Origin of the sequence: Microbacterium sp. CH-015 (assembly GCF_049707015.1) — a bacterium.
GTDB lineage: Bacteria > Actinomycetota > Actinomycetes > Actinomycetales > Microbacteriaceae > Microbacterium > Microbacterium aurum.
In genome coordinates, this window is the sequence record NZ_JBNAFJ010000001.1 from 539330 (window position 1) to 560293 (window position 20964).

General features: G+C 71.1%; 23 protein-coding genes. 18 read left to right on the forward strand and 5 right to left on the reverse strand.

What is annotated here, in order from left to right:
• On the forward strand, positions 1-867 hold the full coding sequence (gene dapF, locus ACPYN4_RS02515) for a diaminopimelate epimerase (protein ID WP_281651953.1): 867 nt from the start codon (positions 1-3) through the stop codon (positions 865-867).
• Positions 868-923: 56 nt separating this feature from the next.
• Here the strand turns inward: dapF and ACPYN4_RS02520 are convergent, their stop codons facing one another.
• Entirely contained in the window at positions 924-1559 is a 636-nt protein-coding gene (locus ACPYN4_RS02520; RefSeq protein ID WP_424445539.1) for a class I SAM-dependent methyltransferase, read from the reverse strand.
• A 96-nt stretch (positions 1560-1655) separates the two neighbouring features.
• Here ACPYN4_RS02520 and hflX point away from each other — a divergent pair, with 96 nt between their 5' ends.
• Positions 1656-3179, forward strand: a complete 1524-nt coding sequence (hflX, locus tag ACPYN4_RS02525; protein ID WP_424445540.1) for a GTPase HflX — start codon at positions 1656-1658, stop codon at positions 3177-3179.
• Positions 3180-3210: 31 nt separating this feature from the next.
• On the opposite strand, the gene ACPYN4_RS02530 is transcribed toward hflX, so the two are convergent.
• Positions 3211-5199, reverse strand: coding sequence for a S9 family peptidase (locus tag ACPYN4_RS02530; protein ID WP_424445541.1), 1989 nt, complete (start codon positions 5197-5199; stop codon positions 3211-3213).
• Between the two features lie 165 nt (positions 5200-5364).
• Here ACPYN4_RS02530 and ACPYN4_RS02535 point away from each other — a divergent pair, with 165 nt between their 5' ends.
• Positions 5365-6399: a methylenetetrahydrofolate reductase gene (locus tag ACPYN4_RS02535; protein ID WP_281651950.1), complete on the forward strand. Its 1035-nt coding sequence runs from the start codon at positions 5365-5367 to the stop codon at positions 6397-6399.
• The gene (gene metE / locus ACPYN4_RS02540) at positions 6396-8723 is read left to right on the forward strand and encodes a 5-methyltetrahydropteroyltriglutamate--homocysteine S-methyltransferase (RefSeq protein ID WP_424445542.1); all 2328 of its coding nucleotides are present in this window, start codon (positions 6396-6398) and stop codon (positions 8721-8723) included. The genes ACPYN4_RS02535 and metE overlap by 4 nt, the downstream gene beginning before the upstream one ends.
• Before the next feature lie 225 nt (positions 8724-8948).
• On the opposite strand, the gene ACPYN4_RS02545 is transcribed toward metE, so the two are convergent.
• A complete protein-coding gene (locus tag ACPYN4_RS02545; protein ID WP_424445543.1) occupies positions 8949-9146 on the reverse strand; it encodes a hypothetical protein in 198 nt (65 codons plus the stop codon).
• Between the two features lie 69 nt (positions 9147-9215).
• Positions 9216-9881, reverse strand: a complete 666-nt coding sequence (gene lexA, locus ACPYN4_RS02550) for a transcriptional repressor LexA (protein WP_424445544.1) — start codon at positions 9879-9881, stop codon at positions 9216-9218.
• 277 nt (positions 9882-10158) lie between these two features.
• On the opposite strand from lexA, the gene ACPYN4_RS02555 reads away from it, so the two are divergent.
• The 6 genes from ACPYN4_RS02555 to ACPYN4_RS02580 all read left to right on the forward strand — a co-directional run bounded on the left by ACPYN4_RS02555 (position 10159) and on the right by ACPYN4_RS02580 (position 14576).
• Positions 10159-10539, forward strand: coding sequence for a LysM peptidoglycan-binding domain-containing protein (locus tag ACPYN4_RS02555; protein ID WP_239280404.1), 381 nt, complete (start codon positions 10159-10161; stop codon positions 10537-10539).
• Between the two features lie 13 nt (positions 10540-10552).
• Positions 10553-11671, forward strand: a complete 1119-nt coding sequence (locus ACPYN4_RS02560; RefSeq protein WP_424445545.1) for a histidinol-phosphate transaminase — start codon at positions 10553-10555, stop codon at positions 11669-11671.
• Positions 11672-11730: 59 nt separating this feature from the next.
• Complete coding sequence (gene hisB, locus ACPYN4_RS02565) at positions 11731-12342, forward strand: imidazoleglycerol-phosphate dehydratase HisB (RefSeq protein ID WP_239280399.1); 612 nt, start codon at positions 11731-11733, stop codon at positions 12340-12342.
• Positions 12339-12995: an imidazole glycerol phosphate synthase subunit HisH gene (gene hisH, locus ACPYN4_RS02570; RefSeq protein ID WP_076691221.1), complete on the forward strand. Its 657-nt coding sequence runs from the start codon at positions 12339-12341 to the stop codon at positions 12993-12995. The genes hisB and hisH overlap by 4 nt, the downstream gene beginning before the upstream one ends.
• Positions 12996-13060: 65 nt before the next feature.
• A complete protein-coding gene (gene priA, locus ACPYN4_RS02575) occupies positions 13061-13807 on the forward strand; it encodes a bifunctional 1-(5-phosphoribosyl)-5-((5-phosphoribosylamino)methylideneamino)imidazole-4-carboxamide isomerase/phosphoribosylanthranilate isomerase PriA (protein ID WP_239280397.1) in 747 nt (248 codons plus the stop codon).
• Positions 13791-14576 (forward strand): SseB family protein, encoded by a 786-nt coding sequence (locus ACPYN4_RS02580; protein WP_239280395.1) that lies wholly within the window; start codon positions 13791-13793, stop codon positions 14574-14576. The genes priA and ACPYN4_RS02580 overlap by 17 nt, the downstream gene beginning before the upstream one ends.
• 21 nt (positions 14577-14597) lie before the next feature.
• Here ACPYN4_RS02580 and ACPYN4_RS02585 read toward each other — a convergent pair whose 3' ends face one another.
• Positions 14598-14993 (reverse strand): DUF1844 domain-containing protein, encoded by a 396-nt coding sequence (locus tag ACPYN4_RS02585; RefSeq protein WP_239280393.1) that lies wholly within the window; start codon positions 14991-14993, stop codon positions 14598-14600.
• A gap of 231 nt (positions 14994-15224) precedes the next feature.
• On the opposite strand from ACPYN4_RS02585, the gene infC reads away from it, so the two are divergent.
• From infC to ACPYN4_RS02625, 8 genes are all read left to right on the forward strand, one after another.
• Positions 15225-15881 (forward strand): translation initiation factor IF-3, encoded by a 657-nt coding sequence (gene infC, locus ACPYN4_RS02590; protein WP_076691217.1) that lies wholly within the window; start codon positions 15225-15227, stop codon positions 15879-15881.
• Between the two features lie 58 nt (positions 15882-15939).
• Positions 15940-16134, forward strand: a complete 195-nt coding sequence (gene rpmI, locus ACPYN4_RS02595) for a 50S ribosomal protein L35 (protein WP_005048908.1) — start codon at positions 15940-15942, stop codon at positions 16132-16134.
• 30 nt (positions 16135-16164) lie between these two features.
• On the forward strand, positions 16165-16545 hold the full coding sequence (rplT, locus tag ACPYN4_RS02600; protein WP_076691216.1) for a 50S ribosomal protein L20: 381 nt from the start codon (positions 16165-16167) through the stop codon (positions 16543-16545).
• Between the two features lie 69 nt (positions 16546-16614).
• Positions 16615-17415, forward strand: coding sequence for a TrmH family RNA methyltransferase (locus ACPYN4_RS02605; protein ID WP_239280391.1), 801 nt, complete (start codon positions 16615-16617; stop codon positions 17413-17415).
• 87 nt (positions 17416-17502) lie between these two features.
• Positions 17503-18291, forward strand: a complete 789-nt coding sequence (locus tag ACPYN4_RS02610) for an amino acid ABC transporter ATP-binding protein (protein ID WP_239280389.1) — start codon at positions 17503-17505, stop codon at positions 18289-18291.
• A 71-nt stretch (positions 18292-18362) separates the two neighbouring features.
• On the forward strand, positions 18363-19232 hold the full coding sequence (locus ACPYN4_RS02615; RefSeq protein ID WP_076691213.1) for a glutamate ABC transporter substrate-binding protein: 870 nt from the start codon (positions 18363-18365) through the stop codon (positions 19230-19232).
• Between the two features lie 73 nt (positions 19233-19305).
• Positions 19306-19953: an amino acid ABC transporter permease gene (locus ACPYN4_RS02620; protein ID WP_076691212.1), complete on the forward strand. Its 648-nt coding sequence runs from the start codon at positions 19306-19308 to the stop codon at positions 19951-19953.
• Positions 19950-20891: an amino acid ABC transporter permease gene (locus ACPYN4_RS02625; RefSeq protein WP_424445546.1), complete on the forward strand. Its 942-nt coding sequence runs from the start codon at positions 19950-19952 to the stop codon at positions 20889-20891. The genes ACPYN4_RS02620 and ACPYN4_RS02625 overlap by 4 nt, the downstream gene beginning before the upstream one ends.
• Positions 20892-20964 lie beyond the last annotated feature (73 nt).

Sequence of the window (20964 nt, forward strand, 5' to 3'; positions counted from 1 at the left end):
ATGCCGCAGACCATCGCGTTCACCAAGGGCCATGGCACGGGCAACGACTTCGTCATCGTCCCCGACGACGACGGCGCGATCGACCTGAGCGATGCGCAGGTCGCGGCGCTGTGCGACCGCCGGTTCGGCATCGGCGGCGACGGCATCCTGCGTGTCGTGCGCTCCGGCGCCCTCCCGGAAGGCGCCGCCACCCCGGATGCGGAGTGGTTCATGGACTACCGCAACGCCGACGGGTCGGCCGCAGAGATGTGCGGCAACGGCATCCGCGTCTACGCGAAGTATCTCGTCGAGACCGGCCGCGCGACGATCGACGACGGGCCGCTGCGGATCGGCACCCGCGCCGGCACGAAGACGCTCACCCGCAGCGAGCTCGGGTTCGAAGTCGATCTCGGCCTCTTCGCGGTCGCGCCGGACGAGGTCGTCGTCCGCGCCCGCGGCCTCGACGTCGCCCGCCCCGGGCAGGGGATCGATGTCGGCAACCCTCACGTCGTGGTGGCGCTCTCCAGCGTCGCCGAACTCGATGACCTCGACCTCACGGTGCAGCCGCAGCTGCATCCGCTGCCCGCCGCCGGCGCCAACATCGAGTTCGTCGTCCCGGCGGAGCCTCTCGTGCAGGCGGGCGTCGGCACGATCCGCATGCGCGTCTTCGAGCGCGGCGTGGGCGAGACCCTGTCCTGCGGCACGGGGGTCGCGGCATCCGCCCTCGCCGTGCGGCACTGGGCGGGCGCCGGTGCGCCGGATCGCTGGAGCGTCGAGGTGCCGGGCGGAACGCTGGGCGTCCGCGTCGCCAGGGGTGCGGACGGCGATCACGTGCTGCTGTCGGGCCCCGCGACCCTGGTGTTCTCCGGCGAGGTCGCGCTCGCCTGACCGCGCTCGTCTGACCGCGCCGCCGCGGCGCGCGACCGGACGCGGGTTTCGGCGCGCTACGCGGGTGTCGGGTCGGCGGGCGCGTCGTGGCGACGCACCTTGAGCACGCGGAATCCGCGGCCGGTGGCGGCGCGGGCGACCGAGTACCCGTCGTCGAACGTCGCGGCGAGCCACCGCTGCAGCGAATCGGAGCCGAGATTGCGCTGCACCACCAGCCACGCGTCGCCGCGCTCGTCCAGGCGCGGGATCCACCGTTCGAGCAGGCCGTGCAGTTCGTGCTTGCCGACGCGGATGGGCGGATTGGAGCGGATGCTGCGCAGGCGCACGCTGTCGGGAACATCGTCGGGCAGCACGGCGTTGATGTTGTCGACGCCCCATTCGGCGGCGTTGCGGCGCACGAGGTCCAGCGCCCGCTCGTTCACATCCACGGCCCACACTGTCGCGTGCGGCGACTGCACGGCGAGGCTCAGCGCGATCGGGCCCCATCCGCAGCCGAGATCCAGCAGATGACCGCCCGGCGGCGGCGGAGGCGTGTTGGCGAGCAGCACGGCAGTGCCGGTGTCGACGTGACCGGGGCTGAACACCCCGCCCGCGGTCGTGACCTCGCCGCTGCGGCCGCCGAGGGTCACCCGGATGCGACGGAGGTTCTCGGCGCTGGACGGGGAGGCGCTGAAGTAGTGGTCGCTCCCCATGGATGCGAGCGTACCGGAGCCGCCGGGTCGCGTGTTCGCGGCCCCGCCACCACCGGCCACAGCGGATAGACTGCAAGGCTGACCTGGAAGGAACTCATGACAGACACCACCGACACCGACATGCGTGACGCCGACGACACGCCCGTCGACCCGGTCGACCGGGTGCTCGCGCGCGCCGAGGCGCGGTCGGGCGTGCATGTCTTCGGAGCCGCTCAGGCGCTGCAGGATGCCGCCACCGTCGCCTACGGCGACACGGACGGCGAGCAGTGGGATCGCGAGGAACGCGCGGCGCTGCGACGCGTTCCGGGGCTGTCCACCGAGCTCGAGGACGTCACCGAGGTCGAGTACCGGCAGCTGCGGCTGGAGAACGTCGTGCTCGTGGGCGTCTACCCGCAGGGCTCGCACGAGGACGCCGAGAACTCGCTGCGCGAGCTCGCCGCGCTCGCCGAGACGGCCGGCTCGGTCGTGCTCGACGGCGTGCTGCAGCGGCGCCCGCATCCCGACCCCGCCACCTACATCGGCCGCGGCAAGGCCGCCGAGCTGCGGGACCTCGTCGCCGCCGTGGGCGCCGACACCGTCATCGCCGACACCGAGCTCGCCCCCAGCCAGCGACGTGCGCTGGAGGACGTCGTCAAGGTCAAGGTGATCGACCGAACCACCGTCATCCTCGACATCTTCAGTCAGCACGCCAAGAGCCGCGAGGGCAAGGCCCAGGTCGAGCTCGCTCAGCTCGAATACCTGCTGCCGCGCCTGCGCGGCTGGGGTGAGTCGATGAGCCGTCAGGCCGGTGGACAGGTCGGCGCCGGCGGCGCCGGTATGGGATCGCGCGGACCCGGTGAGACGAAGATCGAGCTGGACCGCCGCCGCATCCGCACCAAGATGGCGCAGCTGCGCAAGCAGCTGCGTGACTTCGCGCCCGCCCGTGAGGCCAAGCGCAGCGAGCGCAAGCGCAACACGATCCCGTCGGTCGCGATCGCCGGCTACACCAACGCGGGCAAGTCGAGCCTGCTCAACCGGCTGACCAGCGCCGGCGTGCTCGTCGAGAACGCACTGTTCGCGACGCTCGACGCGACGGTGCGCCGCGCCGAGGCCGCCGACGGACGCGTGTACACGCTCACCGACACCGTCGGCTTCGTCCGCAACCTGCCGCACCAGCTGGTGGAAGCGTTCCGCTCCACCCTGGAGGAGGTCGGCGACGCCGACGTTCTCGTCCACGTGGTCGACGGATCGCACCCCGATCCGGCCGCGCAGCTGGCGACGGTCCGCGACGTCATGGGCGACGTCGGGGCGCGGTCGACGCGCGAGATCGTCGTGTTCAACAAGGCCGATCTCGTCGACGACGACACCCGACTGGTGTTGCGCGGACTTGAGCCCGGTGCGCTGTTCGTGTCGTCTCGCACCGGTGAGGGCATAGAGCAGCTGCGGGCCGCGATCGAGGCGGCGCTGCCGTTGCCGGCGGTCGAGGTGCGCGCACTCGTGCCGTACGACCGCGGCGACCTCATCAACGCGATGCACGAGAGCGCGCACATCGTCTCGACCAGCCACGAAGAGGGCGGCACCGCCGTGCACGCGCACGTCTCCGAGCGCCTGGCCGCCGAGCTCGCCCCGTACGCCGTCTGACGCGACCGGCAAGAGGCCGCAAAGGCGGTGCTCAGGTCAGCGTGATCGGAGGGATGCCGGGGGTCTCGAACCCGAAGACCTGTCCCAGGAAGGCGAGTTCGGTCTCCAGAGCGTGCACGATCGTCTCGGCACGCCGGAAGCCGTGGCCCTCGCCCTCGTAGCGGACGTAGGCGTGCGGCACGCCGTGCGCGGCGAGCGCGTCGCGGATGGCTTCGGCCTGCGACGGCGGGACGACGGGGTCGTCGGAGCCCTGCAGCAGGAGCACCGGCACGTCGAACCCCTCGATGTGGGTCAGCGGCGACCGCTCCCGGTAGACCTCCTCGGTCTCGGGCAGCGGCCCGATGAGACCGTCGAGGTAGTGCGCCTCGAAGCCGTGGGATGCCGCGGCCAGCGCACGGGCGTCGCCGACGCCGTAGCGGGAGATCCCGGCGGCGAACACATCGGTGCGGGCGAGCGCCGCGAGCACGGTCCAGCCGCCCGCCGAGCCGCCCTTGATCGCGAGGCGGGCGGGATCGGCGGCACCGGTCGCCGCGAGGCCGGATGCCGCGGCGGCGACGTCCGCGACATCCACCACGCCCCACTGCCCGCGAAGCCGCTCGCGATAGGCGCGCCCGTATCCGGTCGAGCCGCCGTAGTTCACCTCCAGGACCCCGATGCCGCGGCTCGTGAAGAACAGCACGCGGCTGTCGGCAACGCCCGTCGCGCGCCCGGTGGGGCCGCCGTGGGCGAGCACGAGGTACGGCGGGCGCTCGCCGTCCGCGCCGCGCGCCACCGGGCTTGCCGGGGGATGGACGAAGGCGTGCACGTCGCCGGAAGACCCGGACACCGTCAGCGGCGCCGTGCGCGGCAGCCACGCGCGCTTGATCCCCAGGGACGCGCCAACGATCTGTCGGGCGGTCCCGGCATCCGCGTCGATGAGCCAGATGCCCGTCGTCTCGGGCGCCGTCCCCGAGACGAGCGCCTGGTGACCGCGCACCGCCTCGATGAGGAGGTCCCCGGTCGCCGGCAGCGCGACGGGGCTCACGTCGCCCGTGGGACCGATGAGCACGAGGCGGTCGGAGCCGTCGCTGCGGACGGCGAGGATCCGTCCGCCCTCGAGGACGCCGTACCAGCGCATGCCCAGCGACCACAGCGGTCCGCCGGTGTCCGCGTCGGCGGGTGCGAGAGGGATCGGCGGGATGCCGGCATCCGCGCTCACCTGCCACGGGTTCCAGAAACCGGTGGTGTCGTCGAGGAAGACGAGGGTGCGCTCGTCACGCCACTCCGGCTGCAGGACCGCGCCGGAGCCGCCCGCGACGTCGACGGGGGCGGCGGGGGTGTCACCGTCGATCCGGGCGATGCGCAGCCGGCTGTGATCCCACGGCATGTCGGGGTCGTCCCACCCGATCCACGCCAGCAGCGCGCCGTCGGGAGACAGAGCCGGCTGGGCGAGGAAATCGGTTCCCGTCGCGAGCGTCCGCACGTCGCCGGTCGCGACGTCGATCGCCACGATCGCACGCGTCGCGGCGTCGGTCCCGGCCGCCGCCGTCACGTCGCCGGCCGCGTCGGCACCGGTGGCGCGTTCGCGCACCGCGAGGAGGGTGCCCGCACCCCAGCGGAGGCCGCCGTAGCGGTGGGCAGGGTCCGCCGTGAGCGGCTGCGGCGCGCCACCGGGGAGCAGCCGCCAGACCTGCTGGTCGCTCTTCTCGACGAAGAAGAGACGGCCGTCGTCCGTCGCGGCCCACGCGCCGCCGCCGTAGTCGTGCACCGCCGACCGGGCGCTCCACGGGGTCGGCAGCACGGTCTCGATCGCGGTTGCCGTCGCCGTCAGCGCGCGGCGGAACACCGCGGTGCGGCCGCCCTCGGCGGGGACCGACTGCCCCCACCAGATCTCGTCGCCGACGAAGGCCGCGCCCTCCAGCCGCGGCGACGCCGCCGAGGCCCACTCCGCCGTCAGCGGCGACGGCCAGCTGCCGTAGGGGAGGGCCGGGAGCGCGGGGGTCTCGGACGTCTCGGGGCGGTCGGGGTGCGCAGCGGTCATCCGGCCACGCTACCGGCGAGATGACATCTGCCGTCATACAGCGCGCGCGGCCATCGCACGCCCCTACAGTGGACGCATCGACGCCCGCAGCTGCGGGCACGCGCCCGGCACCGACCGGGCAGGAGCGACAGCCGAGCCCGGCACCCGCCCGCGACGAGCGCACGTGTGCGCGCATCCGCGGCCGACCGGCTGACCGACCCTGACCCGAGAGCGACGATGACCCGCGCGACGATGTCCCTCCCCGAGACGTCCCCCGATACGCCCGTGCCGGCCGCCGCCGCGCCGTTCTCGTTCGAGATCTACCCGCCGCGCACCGCCGCGGGCCTTCCCGCCCTCTACGAGACCATCCGGGTGCTCGCCGACGCCGGTCCCCGATTCATCTCGGTGACGTTCGGCGCGGGCGGCTCGACGACCGACCGATCCCTCGCGGTCCTCACCCACATCCTCCGCGAGACCGCCGTGCCGCCCGTCGCCCACCTGACCTGCGTCGGCAGCACCTATGCCGACGCGACCGCGGTCATCCGCGAGTTCCTCGACGCCGGGATCACGCGTTTCCTCGCCTTACGGGGGGATCCGCCGGCCGGTACCGCCGAGGAGGACATCTATCTCGGCGACCTCGAGTCGGCCGCGCAGCTGGTGCAGCTCATCGACCGGGTGCAGGCGGAGTGCTCGCCGTACCGCGAGCAGGAGATCCCCGGGGTGCCCGGCGCCGCGCGGGTGCAGCCGGCGCCCCGCGTCGAGATCGCCGTGGCCGCATTCCCGAACGGGCATCCGCGCTCGCGTCACCGTTTCGAGGACATCGATGCGCTGCTGGCGAAGCAGGCCGCGGGCGCCACGTCGGCGATCACGCAGCTGTTCTTCCACGCCGACGAGTACCTCGCCTTCGTCGCGCGTGCCCGCGCCGCGGGGGTGCGCATCCCGATCGTCCCCGGCATCATGCCGATCACCTCCCCGGCGCGCCTGCGTCGCGTGCTGGAACTCACCGGTGATCCGCGGCCGGACGACCTCGGGGAGGCGCTGGAGACGGCGACGGATGCCGCGGCGCAGCGCGCCGTCGGGATCGCGCACGCGGCGGACCTCGCACGCGCCGTCCTGGACGGCGGCGCGCCCGGCATCCATCTCTACGCCTTCAACAATCACGAGACCGTGCTGGCGGTGCTGCGCGCCGCCGGCCTCATCGAACAGGAGACCCTCGCATGACCACTCCCGCCTTCCCCGCCGGCACCATCCTCGGCTACCCCCGCATCGGACGGCGCCGCGAGCTCAAGCGTGCCCTCGAGCAGCACTGGGCCGGGGAGATCGACGAGGCCGAGCTCGACCGCGTCACCGCCGAGTTGCGCCGCGCGACGCGGGAGCGCCTCGCCACCCTCGGGCTCGGCCGCGGCGACTCGGCGATTCCGGAGTCGTTCTCCTTCTACGACCAGGTGCTCGACGCCGCCCTCACCGTCGGCGCGCTGCCGGAGCGGTTCGGCGCGCTGCGGGCTGCCGACGGGTCGATTCCGCTGGCGGCATACTTCGCGGCGGCGCGCGGTCTCGGTGAGGCTGCGCCGCTGGAGATGACCAAATGGTTCGACACGAACTACCACTACCTCGTCCCCGAGATCGGCCCCGAGACCGACTTCCGGCTCTCCAGCGATCGGTTCGCCCGGCAGGTCGCCGAGGCGCGCGCCGACGGCGTGACGGTGCGGCCCGTGATCGTCGGCCCGGTCACCCTGCTCGCGCTGGCCAAGCCCTCAGACGCGGCTCCCGCAGGGTTCGCGCCGCTCGACCGGCTCGATGACCTGCTGCCGGTGTACGCCGACCTGCTCGCGGCACTCCGCCGGGCGGGCGCCGAGTGGGTGCAGCTCGACGAGCACGCCCTCGTGAGCGAGAGCCTTGATGTGGATGCCGCCTCTCTCGCCGCCGTGGCCGCGCGCGCCTACGCCGTGCTCGGGGCGGCGACGGAGCGCCCCGCCATCCTCGTCGCCGCCGGCTACGGTCCGCTCACACCTGAGGCATGGCGCGCGCTCGGCGCAGCGCCGGTCGAGGCGCTCGCGATCGACCTGCACCGCGGTGGCGTCCCGACGGCGGTACCGGGGCTGGCGGGCAAGATGCTCGTCGGCGGTGTGATCGACGGTCGCAACATCTGGCGCGGCGACCTGGGTGCCGCAGCCGAGCGCCTGGCCTCGCTGGCCGGTCTCGGCGCGGCGGGCGTCGCGGCCGGGACGTCCACATCGCTGCAGCACGTGCCGCACGACGTCGCCGACGAGACCGCGCTGGATGCGCGTCTGGCATCCTGGCTCGCGTTCGCCGACCAGAAGGTCGCGCAGGTCGTCACGCTCGCCCGTGGACTCACCGATGGGCCCGCGGCGATCGCGGCCGACATCGCCGACGCCGCGGCCGCGCTCGCTGACCGTCGCAGCGCGCCGGGCGTGCGGGACGGGGCGGTGCGGAGCCGTGCCGCCGCGCTGACGCCTGCCGACGCGGAGCGCGGCGACCTCGAGCTGCGGGCCGCCGCGCAGCAGTCGCTGGGACTTCCCGTCCTGCCGACCACGACGATCGGCTCCTTCCCGCAGACGGGCGACATCCGCCGCGCCCGCGCCGCGCACGGCCGCGGCGAGCTCACCGCTGTCGAGTACGCGCAGTTCCTGCGTGACGAGATCGCGCGGGTGGTCGCGCTGCAGGAGGACCTCGGGCTGGACGTGCTCGTGCACGGCGAGGCGGAGCGCAACGACATGGTGCAGTACTTCGCCGAGCACCTCGACGGCTTCGCCGTGACGCAGCACGGCTGGGTGCAGTCATACGGGTCGCGGGCCACGCGCCCGTCGATCCTGTGGGGCGACGTCGCACGGCCGGCGCCGATCACGGTCGACTGGGCGCGCTTCGCGCAGTCCCTGTCGGACAAGCACGTCAAGGGGATGCTGACCGGCCCCGTCACGATCCTGGCGTGGTCATTCGTCCGCGACGACCAGCCGCTCGCCGACACGGCGAACCAGGTCGCGCTCGCCCTTCGGGATGAGATCGCGGACCTCGAAGACGCCGGCATCCGGATCATCCAGGTCGACGAGCCCGCCCTCCGCGAGCTGCTGCCGCTGCGCCGCGCCGATCAGGCGTCGTACCTCGACTGGTCGGTACGCGCCTTCCGCATCGCGACGGCGGGGGCGGCAGCGCCGACGCAGATCCACACTCATCTCTGCTACTCGGAGTTCGGTGTCGTCATCGAGGCGATCGCCGCGCTGGATGCCGACGTCACGTCGATCGAGGCGGCGCGCAGCCGTGGTGAGGTGATCGGCGACATCGCCGCGTCGGGCTTCGCGGCGGGCATCGGTCCCGGCGTCTACGACATCCACTCTCCGCGCGTGCCGAGCAGCGCGGAGATCGAGTCCCTGCTGCGTCGCGCCGCCGCTGAACTGCCGCTGCGACAGGTGTGGGTCAACCCCGACTGCGGCCTGAAGACGCGGGGGTACGACGAGACGGTGGCGTCGCTGCGGAACCTCGTGACAGCCGCGGACCGGGTGCGCGGCGAGTTGCAGCCCATCGGCTGAGTCTCACCACGCGGCGGCTGCGACGTCCTCCGGGCGTCGCTGCAGCACCTCGACGAGCCACCACACGATGAGGGAGACGACGAGCACGAGGTGCGGTGAGGGCTCGGTGGCCGGCGCGCGTCGCCGTCGCCCACACGTCGGCGAACGCGTCGGAGGTCACGACCCGGGTCACCGCGCCGTGGACGAGGTTCTCCAGGCCCGCAGCGGCCGGCTGCTTGAGCAGTGTCAGCGCCAGGCGGTGGCGATCGACACCGGGACGAGGATGGCGGCGATCACGATGCACAGGGCCGAGACGGCGGCGCGCCAGCGGCCGCGGGACGGACGCGCGGCAGGTGCGGCGGCGACGCCGGATGCCGCACGCAGCTGCGCGTTCTCGGCTTCGAGTTCGGCCAGGCGCGCGGCGAGTTCGGGGCTGTCGGTCATGGCGACATTGTGGCGCGCGCACGGCCCGCGGCAGGCGGAGTGCTCCGGACCTCAACCTCGACGGGTGACTCAGACGGCGCGGAGCACGGCGACGACCTTGCCGAGCACGACGGCGTCGTCGCCGAGGATCGGCTCGAACGCGCTGTTGCGGGGGAGGAGCCAGGTGTGACCGTCGCGCTGGCGGAAGGTCTTCACGGTCGCCTCGCCGTCGAGCATGGCGGCGACGATGTCGCCGTTGTCGGCGTTCGGCTGCGAACGCACCACGACCCAGTCGCCGTCGCAGATGGCCGCGTCGATCATCGAGTCGCCGCTGACCTTCAGCATGAACAGGTCGCCCTTGCCCACGAGCTGGCGGGGAAGCGGGAAGATCTCCTCGACCTGCTGGTCGGCGGTGATGGGGACGCCGGCGGCGATGCGTCCGACGAGCGGTACGAGCGCCGCGTCGCCGAGGGCCGGCGTCATGTCGGCGGGGTTCTCGGCTGCCGAGCCCGGCAGGTCGATGAGGACCTCCATCGCGCGCGTCTTGCCGGCGTCGCGGCGCAGGTAGCCGCTCAGCTCGAGCTGATTCAGCTGGTGGGTGACGCTGGAGAGCGACTTCAGTCCGACGGCGTCACCGATCTCGCGCATGCTGGGCGGATAGCCGTGCCGCGCGATGGAGGCCTGGATCACCTCGAGGATCTTCAGCTGCTTGTCGCTCAGGCTCTTGCGTCGGCGGGTCTGGGGCTTGTCGGCCATGTCGCGCGCTCCTTCGATCGCGGCCTCCGGAAGGCGTCGCCTTCGAATGTCGGAGGTTGGTGATGGGGTCATCTTGTCGAAACCGTATCCGGTTCCGGAGGTCTCCGCTCGCAGCGCCACGCGTGTCGCGTTCGATCCATCTCCGATCCGGGAAGGGCTTGACAATCAGATTATATCGAAGATAGCTTCGGTACAGAGATTCGCATCCGACTCTCCCGGCCGAGAGCCGGGTGCGAATCTCTAACATCCGCAGGCATCCGTCCTTGAGGAGGAACCCATGACCACGATCGACATCCTCGGCGCTTCGCCCCGCCGCGCCGTGCTCGGCGCCGCACCCGCGACGCGACTGCGGCTGACGCGTCGCGGTCGCCGGGTCCTGGCCTTCCTCGCATCGGTGCCGGCGATCGTCGCCCTCAGCATCGCGATCATCTCCGGCGGTGGCGCACTCGCCACGTCCGACAGCGGCGCAGGCGCCGCATTCGAGAAGGTCACCGTCATGCCCGGCGACACCTTGTGGTCGATCGCCGAGAGCGTCGCGCCGCAGGCGGACCCGCGCGACGTCGTCGATGCGATCATGCGGCTGAACGCCCTGCCGTCGGGCAGCCTCGACGCCGGCGAGACCATCGCGATCCCGCTGGAGTACAGCGCCGCACGCTGACCCGCCCTCTACGATGGTCAGGGTGAGCGCCCGTCTCGAAGACCTCCCCTCCTCGCTGGAGAACCTCCTCCGTCCCGACCTCCGCGGTCTCACGCCATACGGTGCGCCGCAGGCGCCGCTGCCGGTCGCGCTGAACGTCAACGAGAACACCCACCCCGTCCCAGAGGAGGTCGCCGACGACATCCTCGACGGCATCGCGCGCGCGCTGCGCGAGGTCAACCGCTACCCGGACCGCGAGTTCACCGCGCTGCGCGAGGGCTTCGCCGATTACCTCGGTCACGGTCTCGCCCCCGATCAGATCTGGGCGGCCAATGGTTCCAACGAGGTGCTGCAGCACCTGCTGCAGGCGTTCGCCGGCCCGGGACGCACCGCGTTCGGGTTCGCCCCGACCTACTCCATGTATCCGCTGCTGACCCGTGCGACCGGCGCATCGTACGTGTCCGGCACGCGCGGGGTGGACTACACGCTCGCCCCCGAGGACGCCGCCGCGCAGGTCGCGCAGGCTCGGCCCGACGTCGTGTTCCTGTGCGCGCCGAACAATCCGACCGGCACCCCGCTCGGGCTCGACGTCATCGAAGCGGTGTACGACGCGACCGACGGCATCGTGATCGTCGACGAGGCGTACCAGGAGTTCGCGCCCCGCGACTCCCGCTCGGCCCTGACGCTGTTGCCGGGCCGGGAGCGGCTCGTCGTCTCGCGCACGATGAGCAAGGCGTTCGCTTTCGCCGGCGCGCGCGTGGGCTACCTCGCCGCCGACCCCGCCGTGATCGACGCCCTGCGCCTCGTCCGCCTGCCCTACCACCTCAGCGCGCTCACTCAGGCGGCCGCTGTCGCGGCACTGCGTCACGCGCCGGCCATGCTCGCGATGGTCGACGACATCGTCGCGCAGCGCGATCGCATCTCCGCGACGCTCGCCGCGCTGGGCTACACGCCCTACGAGAGCTGGACGAACTTCGTGCTGTTCTCCGGTGTCGCCGACCCTGCGGCGACCTGGCAAGCGCTGTACGACCGGGGCGTGCTGATCCGCGATGTCGGCATCGCGCACAGCCTGCGGGTCACGGCCGGCACTGAAGCGGAGTCGACAGCGTTCCTCGACGCGCTCGCGTCGATCGGCGACGCCGGCCGCGCGTAGCCCGCGTCGCGGCATCCGGCCGACGTCGGCGCGGCGCACGGCGCCGATAGACTCGCGGCATGAGCACTCCTGCGTCCCGGACGGCGGCGATCCGCCGCGCGACGAGCGAATCGACGGTCGAACTCGAGCTCGACCTCGACGGCACCGGTCAGAGCCACAGCGACACCACGGTGCCGTTCTTCGACCACCTGCTGACGGCGTTCGCGAAGCACTCGCTGACCGATCTCACGGTGCGCGCGTCCGGCGACACCGACATCGACGCACACCACACCGTCGAGGACGTCGCGATCGTACTGGGACAGGCGATCCGGCAGGCGCTGGGGGACAAGAGCGGCATCTCGCGCTACGGCGACGCGCTCGTGCCGCTGGACGAGGCGCTGGCGCAGGCCGTCGTCGACATCAGCGGGCGCCCCTATCTCGTCCACACCGGCGAGCCCGTCGGCTACGAGCACCATCTCATCGGCGGACACTTCACCGGATCGCTCGTGCGGCACACGTTCGAGGCGCTGGCCTTCAACGGCGGCCTCACGGTCCACGTCACGGTGCTCGGCGGTCGCGATCCGCACCACATCGCCGAGGCCGAATACAAGGCGTTCGCGCGGGCGTTCCGGCAGGCGAAGGCGCTCGACCCGCTGGTGCAGGGCGTTCCCAGCACGAAGGGCGCGCTGTGACCGACGCTGCCACGCGGCCCCTCGTCGCGGTGCTGGACTACGGGTCGGGCAACGTCCACTCCGCCGTCAAGGCGCTCGCGGCGGCCGGCGCGGACGCCCGGCTGACGGCGGATCGGGGACTGATCCAGGATGCCGCGGGTCTCGTCGTCCCCGGCGTGGGTGCGTTCCGCGCCGTCATGGAGGCGCTGCGCGCGAGCCGCGGCGACGAGGCGATCGAACGGCGGCTGGCCGGCGGGCGTCCGGTCCTCGGGATCTGCGTCGGCATGCAGGTGCTGTTCGAGCACGGGGTCGAGCGCGGTGAGGAGACCGAGGGGCTCGGCGAATGGCCCGGCGCGGTCACCGAGCTCGATGCGCCCGTGCTGCCGCACATGGGGTGGAACACCGTCCGGGCGGGGGAGGGCTCGGTGCTGTTCGACGGCATCGCCGACGAGCGCTTCTACTTCGTGCACTCCTACGGCGCCCAGCACTGGTCACTCGAGGTCATGCGGCCGTTCCGCGAGCCGGTGCTGACCTGGTGCGATTACGGCACGCCGTTCCTGGCGGCCGTCGAGAACGGACCGCTGTCGGCGACGCAGTTCCATCCCGAGAAGAGCGGTGCCGCCGGCATCCGCCTGCTCGGCAACTGGATCTCGGCGTTGCCGTCGGCCGGGTAGTCTCTCTCCTTGTCTTGCATTCACCGCACCCGCACACGCGGGGAGATGACCCACCCACTGGAGCCATGAACGATTTCGCGTCGACCCCCGAACTGATCCTGTTGCCTGCTGTCGACGTCGCCGACGGAAAGGCGGTGCGGCTGACGCAGGGTGAGGCCGGCACCGAGACGAGCTACGGCGACCCCGTCGAGGCGGCGCTGACCTGGGCCCGTGACGGCGCGCAGTGGGTGCACCTCGTCGACCTCGACGCCGCGTTCGGTCGCGGCAGCAACGCGGCGGTACTGCGCAAGGTCATCAAGCAGCTCAAGGGCGTGCAGGTGGAGCTGTCCGGCGGCATCCGCGACGACGCGACGCTGGAGGCGGCGTTGGAGTCCGGGGCCGCGCGCATCAACCTCGGCACCGCCGCGCTGGAGAACCCGGAATGGGCCGCCGACGTCATCGGCCGCTACGGCGACGCCATCGCCGTCGGGCTCGATGTGCGCGGCACGACGCTCGCCGCCCGCGGCTGGACCCGAGATGGCGGGGACCTGTGGCAGGTGCTGGAGCGCCTGGAGGATGCCGGATGCAGCCGTTACGTCGTCACCGACGTCACCAAGGACGGCACGTTGAAGGGCCCGAACCTCGACCTGCTGCGCGAAGTGACCTCACGCACCGTGAAGCCCGTCGTCGCCTCCGGCGGCATCTCCAACCTCGACGACATCGCGGCGCTGCGCGAGCTCGTCCCGCTCGGTGTGGAGGGCGCCATCGTGGGCAAGGCTCTCTACGCCGGCGCGTTCACGCTGGCTGAGGCGCTGGATGTCGCCGCAGGCTGAGCACCCCGCCGACTCGGCCGGAGTCCCCTGGGAGGGGCGTTCGTTCGAGCCGAATCCCCATTCCGGCGACGACGGCTCGGCCGACCCGGCGCTGCTGGCGGCACTGACCGCGTTCCACGCCGGCCAGGGCGACGCCGTCGCCGTGGTCGAGGCCTACCGCACGGCGCGGCTGCTGATCCCGCTCGTGGCGGAGACGGGGAGCGCCGGCCAGGCGCTCGAACCGGAGGTCGGACCGTACGGGCTGCCGGTCGACAAGACGCAGGAGCTGTCGATCGTGACCGTGGCCGCTCCCGACGGGCGCAAGGTCCTGCCGGTGTTCACCTCGGTGACCGCGATGGCGGCGTGGGACCCGAAGGCGCGGCCGGTGCCCGCCGACGGTGTGCGCACGGCGCTGTCGGCCGCGGCCGATGACACCGATCTGATCGTCATCGACCCGGCATCGGTCACGGAGTTCGTGTTGCGCCGTCCCGCGGTCTGGGCGATCGGGCAGGGTCATCCCTGGGAGCCGGCGCACGCCTCGCCGGAGGTCTTCGCGGGGCTGCAGGAATCGATCGGCGGTGAGCTGGGCGTGCTCGATCTGTCCGTCGCGGCCGGCGACCCGCACGCGCGCCTGCGCGGCCCGGAGCTGGTCGTGCGGCTGCATCTGATCGACGGGCTCGATCAGGGCGAGCTCGACGCGATCCTGCAGCGGCTCGCCGCTCGCTGGGCGGCGGACGATCGCATCGCCGTGCTCGTCGACTCGCTCACGGTCAAACTCGTCCGCGCCTGACCCCAGACCCGCTCCGCGGGGTCAGGTGACCGGGCCGGTCCACTTCTCGCCGGGACCCTTGCCGATCTCGTCCGGGATGACGGAGGCCTCACGGAAGGCCAGCTGCAGCGAACGCAGGCCGTCTCGGAGGGACCGCGCGTGCATGTCGCTGATCTCGGGGGCGCCGGCGGTGATGAGTCCGGCGAGGGCGTTGATGAGCTTGCGTGCTTCATCCAGATCGAGCTGGGCGTCGGGGTCGTCGGCGAGTCCCGTCTTCACGGCGGCGGCGCTCATAAGGTGCACGGCGGCGGTCGTGATCACCTCGACAGCGGGGACGTCGGCGATGTCGCGGCTGGCCGCCGCGGCGGCGCGCTCCTGCTCCTCCCAGCGGGCGAGGCGCTCGGCGTCGTGCGGGTCGGGGGCGTCGATCGTGTCCACGTGCTGCTCTCTGCTAGACTGAGCGGGCGCCGGAGTGTTCTGCTCCGGATCGAAAGAGGATCACATCCCACCCGCGCTTGCCGCTCCAGGCTACCGGGTCACGCACTCCGCCCCGCTCGTTGGGGTAGCCACGCCGGCTTGCGGCGGGGATCAGGGTGCAGACGAAGCCGACGTGCGCGTCGTGCGGGGTGGACGTGAGACTCTTCCGCCCGAGACACCTCCCGTGTCCCGGTGGCACCCACCCGTACGACTAAGGAGTTCCGCATCAGCGATCCCCGCACCAACGACCGCATCCGCGTCCCCGAGGTCCGCCTCGTCGGGCCGAACGGTGAGCAGGTCGGTGTCGTCCGCATCGAGGCCGCACTGCGCCTCGCTCAGGAAGCAGACCTCGACCTGGTCGAAGTCGCCCCCAACTCGAAGCCTCCCGTGGTCAAGATCATGGACTACGGCAAGTTCAAGTACGAGGCTGCCCAGAAGGCCAAGGAAGCGCGACGCAATCAGGCCAACACGGTCCTCAAGGAGGTCCGTTTCCGCCTGAAGATCGAGGCGCACGACTACACGACGAAGCTCAAGCGCGCCGAGGGCTTCCTGCAGGCGGGCGACAAGGTCAAGGCCATGATCCTCTTCCGCGGCCGTGAGCAGTCCCGGCCCGAGCAGGGTGTGCGCCTGCTCCGCAAGTTCGCGGAGGATGTCGCCGAGTTCGGCACCGTGGAGTCCAACCCTACGATCGACGGCCGCAACATGGTGATGGTGATCGCACCGCACAAGAACAAGTCCGAGGTCAAGACCGAGCAGAACGCGCAGCGTGCTGCCAACAAGGAGGCGGCGCGCCAGGCGAAGACCGTCACCGCGGACGCCCCCGCCGCCGACGACGCCGCTGCCGAATAGCAGCGTCACCGGCACCACAGACTCCCGCCCCGCGGGAACCACAACGAAGGATAGAGACATGCCGAAGCAGAAGACCCACTCGGGTGCCAAGAAGCGCTTCAAGGTCACCGGTAGCGGAAAGATCAAGAAGCAGCAGGCGAACCTCCGCCACAACTTCGAGGGCAAGCCGACCAAGCGCACCCGCCGCCTGTCGGCCGACAAGATCCTGGCTCCCGGCGACGCCAAGGTCGCCAAGAAGCTCCTCGGCATCTGAGCGCCGACGCAACGTGAGGAAGTAGAAGAAATGGCTAGAGTCAAGCGGGCTGTCAACGCCCACAAGAAGCGTCGCGTCATCCTCGAGCGCGCCTCCGGTTACCGCGGACAGCGTTCGCGCCTGTACCGCAAGGCGAAGGAGCAGGTCACCCACTCGCTCGTCTACGCGTACCGCGACCGTCGCAAGCGCAAGGGCGACTTCCGCCGCCTGTGGATCCAGCGCATCAACGCCGCCAGCCGCGCGAACGGCCTGACGTACAACCGTTTCATCCAGGGTCTCGGCCTTGCGGGTGTGCAGGTCGACCGTCGCATGCTCGCCGAGCTCGCCGTGAACGAGCCCAAGACGTTCGCGTCGCTCGTCGAGACGGCCAAGAACGCTCTGCCCGCGGACGTCAACGCGCCCAAGGCGTAAGCACCGCAGCAGCACACGGTAGAGGGTGTCCTCCATTCGGGGGACACCCTTTCTCCGTAGGATGAGAGCGTGCTCGAGAACCCGCGTTCCCCCCGCGTGCGCGCCGTCGCCAAGCTGACCAAACGCAGCGCCCGGCAGGAGACCGGTCTGTTCCTCCTCGAGGGCCCCCAGGCCGCTCGGGAGGCCCTGGCGTTCCGCCCGGACACCCTCGTCGAGGTGTTCGCGACGCCCTCGGCGATGGAGCGCCACCAGGACATCCGCGACGGGGCGAAGGATGCCGGGGTCGAGATCGTCCTCACCACCGAAGCGGTCCTGGACGCCATGGCCGACACGGTCACCCCGCAGGGCATCGTCGCCGTCGCGCGGCAGTCGCCGACGTCCCTGCGGGACGTCTTCGCCGCCGGCCCCCGCCTCGTCGCGATCTGCGAGGAGGTGCGCGACCCCGGCAACCTCGGCACGATCATCCGCGCCGCCGATGCCGCCGGGGCGGACGCCGTCGTCCTCACGGGGCGCACCGTCGACCCCTACAACCCCAAGGTCGTCCGCGCGACGACGGGGTCGCTGTTCCACGTGCCGGTGGCCGTCGGCGCCGACCTCACCGAGGTCGTCGAGCGCGCGAGGGCCGTCGGCCTGCGGGTCGTGGCCGCCGATGTCGAGGGAGCGGACTTCCTCGCCAGCCGTGATCTGCTGAGCGAGCCGACGGCGTGGCTGTTCGGCAATGAGGCGCGCGGCCTCGAGGACGACGCCCTCGCACAAGCCGACCTGGCGCTGCGCCTGCCGATCTACGGTCGCGCCGAGTCGCTGAACCTGGCGACGGCGGCGAGCGTGTGTCTGTACGAGACGGCCTTCGCGCAACGCGCCGGCTCCTGAGGCGGACATGTTCCGACCGGGTTACGACTCGGTCAAGATCTGTGGAGAACGTCGGTCGGCCACGGGGGTACTGCCTAGGCTGGCCCCATGGCGACCCCGAACTCTGCCCCTGCGACCTCGAACATCAGCGTGCGCCGCGGGGAGCCCCTCGTTCGGATCGAGCACGTCGACAAGCATTTCGGCGACCTCCACGTGCTCAAAGACATCAACACCGTCGTAAACCGTGGTGAGGTCGTCGTCGTGATCGGCCCCTCCGGATCGGGGAAGTCGACGCTCTGCCGAGCCATCAACCGTCTCGAGACGATCGACTCCGGCTCGATCAGTATCGACGGGGTGCCGCTGCCCGAGGAGGGGCGGGCACTCGCCGAGCTGCGTGCCGACGTCGGCATGGTGTTCCAGTCGTTCAATCTGTTCGCCCACAAGACCGTGCTCGAGAACGTCACGCTCGGCCCCATTAAGGTGCGGAGGATCTCGAAGAAGGATGCCGAGGCGAAGGCGCTGGCACTCCTCGATCGCGTCGGTGTGGCCAACCAGGCCCACAAGATGCCCAACCAGCTCTCCGGCGGTCAGCAGCAGCGCGTGGCCATCGCCCGCTCCCTGGCGATGGACCCGAAGCTCATTCTGATGGACGAGCCGACGAGCGCCCTCGATCCCGAGATGATCAACGAGGTGCTCGATGTCATGGTCGGCCTCGCCCAGGACGGCATGACCATGATCGTGGTCACCCACGAGATGGGCTTCGCCCGGAAGGCGGCCGATCGCGTCCTTTTCATGGCCGACGGAGCCATCGTCGAAGAGGCCGTGCCGGAGAAGTTCTTCACCGCTCCGGAGAGCACGCGCGCGAAGGACTTCCTCTCGAAGATCCTCGCGCACTGACACCAGACCCGGCTGCCTGGCGGCCGTGACCGAGGCCCCTCGGGGTCGAACACACAGCAAAGGAACATGACATGAAGCGAATGCGAATTCCTCTGATCGCGCTTGCCGCCGCCGGCGCGCTGGCTCTCTCGGCGTGCGCGGGCGGCTCGACGCCTGCCGCCACCGACAGCGCCACTCCGGAACCGGACGTGAGCTTCGAGGCGGGCACGACGATGGCCGCGCTGAACGAGGCCGGGGAGATCACCATCGGAACGAAGTTCGACCAGCCGTTGTTCGGTCTCGTCGGCCCCGACGGAAAGCCCGAAGGCTTCGACGTCGAGATCGGCAAGCTGATCGCCAGCGAACTGGGCATCGCCGAAGACAAGATCACGTGGAAGGAGGCGGTCTCGGCCAACCGCGAGCCCTTCATCCAGAACGGCGAAGTCGATCTGGTCATCGCGACCTACACGATCAACGACAAGCGCAAGGAGGTCGTGTCCTTCGCCGGTCCGTATTACATGGCCGGGCAGTCGATCCTGGTGCTCGCCGACAACGACGACATCAAGAGCGAGAAGGACCTCGTGGGCAAGCCCGTGTGCTCCGTCACCGGGTCGACCCCGGCCGCGAAGCTCGCCGAGCTCGGCGCCGAGCCGGTGCTCACCGACACCTACTCGAACTGCCTCGAGCCGCTGCGCCAGGGCAACGTGGTCGCCGTCTCGACCGACAACGTCATCCTCGCCGGCCTCGCCGCGCAGAACGAGGGCGAGTTCAAGGTCGTCGGCAAGCCCTTCACGCAGGAGCCCTACGGCATCGGCCTGAAGCTCGATGACACCGACTTCCGCATGTGGATCAACGACACCCTCGAGAAGATCTACGCAGATGGTCGCTACGAGGAGGCCTGGAACAAGACCGCCGGCACCGTGCTCGACTTCGTCGAGCCGCCCGCCGTCGACCGCTACTGATTGGACGGATGCCCCGGCCGCTCTCCGGCCGGGGCATCCCGGTCTCTGCTGAAATCCACGAGAGGAACGACGGGTGGATCAGTACCTGTCCTTGGCCCCGACCTTCTGGGAGGGGTTCCGGGTGACCCTGCTCCTGCTGGCGGTCTCGGGGGTGCTCGCCCTCGTCCTCGGCACGGTCATCGCGGCGATGCGGATCTCCCCCGTCGCCTCGCTGCGCTGGTTCGCGGCGGCGTGGACCGAACTGGCCCGCAACACCCCCCTCACGCTCGTCTTCTTCTTCTTCGCGTTCGTCATGCCGTTCCTCGGCGTGCGCGTCCCCTACCTCGCCCTGGCCATCGCGGCGCTGGCCTACTACACCTCTCCGTTCGTCGCCGAGGCGCTGCGCTCCGGCATCAACGGCGTGCCGGTGGGCCAGGCCGAGGCCGCCCGCAGCATCGGTCTCGGGTTCGGTCAGACCGTGTCCCTCGTCGTTCTGCCGCAGGCGTTCCGGATGACCATCCCGCCGCTGATCAATGTGTTCATCGCACTGACGAAGAACACCTCGGTCGCGGGAGGCTTCTTCGTCGTGGAGATCTTCGCGGCGACGCGCCAACTCGCCAACGACAACGGAAACATGGTGATCCCGATCCTCGCCACGGCTGCCGCGCTCTACCTCGTCATCACCGTGCCGCTCGGTTTCGCGGCCGCGCAGCTCGAGCGTCGGCTGGTGGTGAAGCGATGAGCGGCGCAAGCGTCCTGTTCGACGCACCGGGGCCCCGCGCGCGGAGTATCTCGCTCATCGCTTCGCTCGTCGGCGGCGCGCTGATCACCGGGATCCTCGGCTGGGTGGTGTGGATGCTGGCGCAGCCCCGCGAGTCGGGCGGGGTGAAGGTCGCACCCATCCTCGACGGTTCGCGCTGGGACATCTTCAGTGACCCGGTCGTCTGGGAGTCGATCGGCCGCGGTGTCGTCGGCACGCTGCAGGCTGCCGCGGTGGCCGCGGCGTTCGCGCTCGTGCTCGGCGTCGTGTTCTCGTTGCTGCGCAGCTCGGAGATCGCGTGGATCCGCATCCCGACGGCGTGGGTGCTCGAGTTCCTGCGGGGCATGCCCGTCCTGCTGATGATGCTGTTCATCCTCCTCGTGGCGTCCACGGGGTCGTTCTGGGCGGTCGTGATCGCGCTGGCGCTGTACAACGGCACGCTGATCGGTGAGGCGCTGCGCGCCGGGCTCGCGGCGTTGCCGCGCGGGCAGCGCGAGGCCGCGCTCAGCGTCGGCATGCGCACGATGCAGGCGAAGCTGCTCGTGGAGTTCCCCCAGGCGTTCCGCCAGATGCTGCCGATCATCGTCGCCCAGCTCGTCGTGCTGCTGAAGGACACCTCGCTCGGCTATATCGTCGCGTACGACGAGCTCGTCCGCGTCATGATGAACCGTCTCGCCAGCTACTTCGGCAACAAGTACCTGTTCTCGCTGTTCTTCGTCTGCCTCGTCATCTACCTCGCGATCAACCTCACGCTGTCGTGGTTCGCCAGATGGCTCGCGCGCCGCACGGCGAGCGGCGGCAAGCGCGGGTCGCGCACGCGGGCGGCGGACGACACCGCGGATCCGACCCGGGCGATCGCCTTGGCCCAGGCGAATGCCGAGGCGCGCAGGTCGGAGAACACCCGCGGCGGTCTCGTCTAGTCCGTCCGGCGCGCGCATCCGAATCCGTTCACCATCTCCGATTCTGCGTTGGGGTGTCGATAGTCCGGGCGAC